We start from the raw sequence: 2578 nt of genomic DNA, 5'->3' as shown, positions 1-2578 counted from the left end.
CCAGGCCTTCGCCCGACTCGGACCACGGCTGCCAGAAGCCGCCGCGGTCGGTCAGGCAATACAGACGGTTGTGTTCGTCAAAGCGCGGCTGTTGCAGAGACTCTTCGCTCAGATCCCCGGCAATGCAGTGCGCGGGGTTCCATTGGCCCTGATGATGGCCTTCGGCGAGCATCAGGCGGGTGGAGGTCCAGGGTTGATGCGGGCGGCTCCACTCAATCCAGGCCAGGCGCTGGCCATCCGGGCTGAGCGTGGGGGTAGCGTAAAAGTCGGCGCCTTCGGCCAGCACCTGGCGCTGGCGGGTGGTCAGGTCGATGCTGACCAGCCGATGCTGCGCGGCGTCTTCTTCTACCGCCAAAACGCGGCCGTGGGCAAACTGCACGTCGCCGTAGCGGCAGGTGCCGTGGGTCAGCGCGTGCGGTGCGCTGCCGTCCAGGGCCTGTTGATACAGTTGCTGATCGGTTTCGTTGACGAACACCACGCCGTCATCGCTAAGGCAAAAAGAACCCCCGCCGTATTCATACACCCGGCTGCTTACGCTGAAGGTGGCGGGGGTCAGGCAGTGCGCCTGCTCATCGCGCCAGTGCCAAATGCGGCAGGTGCCTTCTTGCGGGCGGTATTCGTTCCAGAACAGGCCGTGGGGGCCGACCCGCAGTTCGGCGAAATCGACACCGGCGGCAACGGCGAGGGCGGCGCTGAAAGGTTCAGCCTTTTGCGATGAGGCGTGAGTTTCGTTCATTTCTGAAGGCCAATTGTTCGATGGTCTGGGTGGCGTGCTCGGCTTCTTCGCGCGCCTTGAGAATCAGGTCGTGTTGCGGCGATTTACTGCACACCGGGTCCGCGTTGCTGGCGTCTCCCGTGAGCATAAAGGCTTGGCAACGGCAGCCGCCGAAGTCCTTTTCTTTCTCGTCGCACGAGCGGCAAGGCTCGGGCATCCAGTCATAGCCTCGAAAACGATTGAAGCCGAACGAGTCGTACCAGATGTGTTGCATGCTGTGGTCACGCACGTTAGGGAACTCGACCGGCATTTGTCTAGCCCCGTGGCACGGCAAGGCGGTGCCGTCCGGGGTGACGGTGAGGAAGATGCTGCCCCAGCCGTTCATGCAGGCTTTTGGCCGTTCTTCGTAGTAGTCCGGGGTGACGAAGATCAGCTTGCACGGGTGGCCTTGTGCTTCGAGTTTGGCGCGGTATTCGTTGGTGATGCGCTCGGCGCGTACCAATTGCTCTTTAGTCGGCAGCAGGCCCACCCGGTTGAGCTGCGCCCAGCCGTAGAACTGGCAGGTCGCCAGCTCGACAAAGTCGGCTTCGAGGGCGATGCACAGCTCAATGATGCGGTCGATTTTGTCGATGTTGTGCCGATGGGTGACGAAGTTCAGCACCATCGGGTAGCCGTGGGCTTTGACCGCGCGGGCCATTTCGAGCTTTTGCGCGAAGGCCTTTTTCGAGCCCGCGAGCAGATTGTTCACTTGCTCGTCGCTGGCCTGGAAGCTGATCTGGATGTGGTCCAGCCCGGCCTTTTTGAAGTCGCTGATTTTTTGCTCAGTGAGACCGATGCCGGAGGTGATCAGGTTGGTGTAAAAGCCCAGTTTGCGGGCCTCGCCGATCAGCTCGGCCAAGTCCTGACGCACCAGCGGCTCGCCGCCTGAAAAACCCAACTGTGCTGCACCCATTTCCCGCGCTTCACGAAACACTTTGACCCATTGCTCGGTGCTCAGCTCTTTGCCTTGCTGGGCGAAGTCCAGCGGGTTGGAGCAATACGGGCATTGCAGCGGGCAGCGATATGTCAGCTCGGCGAGCAGCCACAGCGGCAGGCCGACCTCGGGTTTGGGCGGCAGCGCCAGCGGTCTGTCAGACAAGTTCGATCCAGTGCTGTGCACGTGCGACCTCCATAAATTGCTCGATGTCATCACCCAGCTCCGGCACGCCGGGGAACTGCGCGTCCAGTGCGGCGATGATCGCCGCCACGTCGCGCTCGCCGTCGATCAGGCCACCGATCAGGGCGGCACTCTCGTTGAGTTTGATCATGCCTTCGGGGTAGAGCAGCACATGGCCTTTTTGCGCGGGTTCGTACTGAAAACGATAGCCCTGGCGCCAGGTCGGGGTTTTGCTGCGATCGAAACTCATAGGGCGATTCCTTTGTGCCAGACACGTTGGTCGGTCACGCTGTGATAGGGCGGGCGGTCCAGCTCGTAGGCCATGGTCATGGCGTCGAGCATGCTCCACAAAATGTCCAGTTTGAACTGGAGAATCTCAAGCATGCGTTGCTGACCGGCGTAGGTGGTGTAGTGCTGCAAGGTGATCGCCAGGCCATGCTCAACGTCGCGGCGGGCCTGGCCCAGGCGGGTGCGGAAGTATTCATAACCGGCCGGGTCGATCCACGGGTAATGCTGCGGCCAGCTGTCGAGGCGCGACTGGTGGATCTGTGGGGCAAACATTTCGGTCAGCGAGCTGCTGGCGGCTTCTTCCCACGTGGCGCGACGGGCGAAGTTGACGTAGGCGTCGACCGCAAAGCGCACGCCGGGCAGCACCAACTCCTGGGAGCGCAGTTGGTCCGGGTCCAGACCCACGGCCTGGCCCAGGC

At 62.2% G+C, this 2578-nt stretch carries 3 protein-coding genes and 1 pseudogene; all 4 read right to left on the bottom strand.

What is annotated here, in order from left to right; genetic code table 11:
* Window positions 1-736, bottom strand: a 736-nt coding sequence (locus GHO41_RS28960) for a TolB family protein (RefSeq protein WP_371929071.1), incomplete at its 3' end; no start/stop codon positions are given.
* Entirely contained in the window at window positions 702-1874 is a 1173-nt protein-coding gene (gene pqqE, locus GHO41_RS28955) for a pyrroloquinoline quinone biosynthesis protein PqqE (RefSeq protein ID WP_048372269.1), read from the bottom strand. The genes GHO41_RS28960 and pqqE, both read right to left, overlap by 35 nt.
* On the bottom strand, window positions 1846-2121 hold the full coding sequence (pqqD, locus tag GHO41_RS28950; RefSeq protein WP_048372268.1) for a pyrroloquinoline quinone biosynthesis peptide chaperone PqqD: 276 nt from the start codon (window positions 2119-2121) through the stop codon (window positions 1846-1848). The genes pqqE and pqqD overlap by 29 nt, the downstream gene beginning before the upstream one ends.
* Window positions 2118-2578 (bottom strand): annotated as a pseudogene (locus GHO41_RS28945) (pyrroloquinoline-quinone synthase PqqC); the annotation flags it as partial. The gene pqqD and the pseudogene GHO41_RS28945, both read right to left, overlap by 4 nt.

It is taken from the genome of Pseudomonas sp. FSL R10-0399 (assembly GCF_009600165.1).
Lineage (GTDB): Bacteria > Pseudomonadota > Gammaproteobacteria > Pseudomonadales > Pseudomonadaceae > Aquipseudomonas > Aquipseudomonas helleri.
This window is presented reverse-complemented; position numbering and strand designations above follow the sequence as displayed.

Bases quoted from the DNA above. Each gene is read 5' to 3' on its own strand.
- pqqD (WP_048372268.1), bottom strand. From the start codon at position 2,121: ATGAGTTTCGATCGCAGCAAAACCCCGACCTGGCGCCAGGGCTATCGT.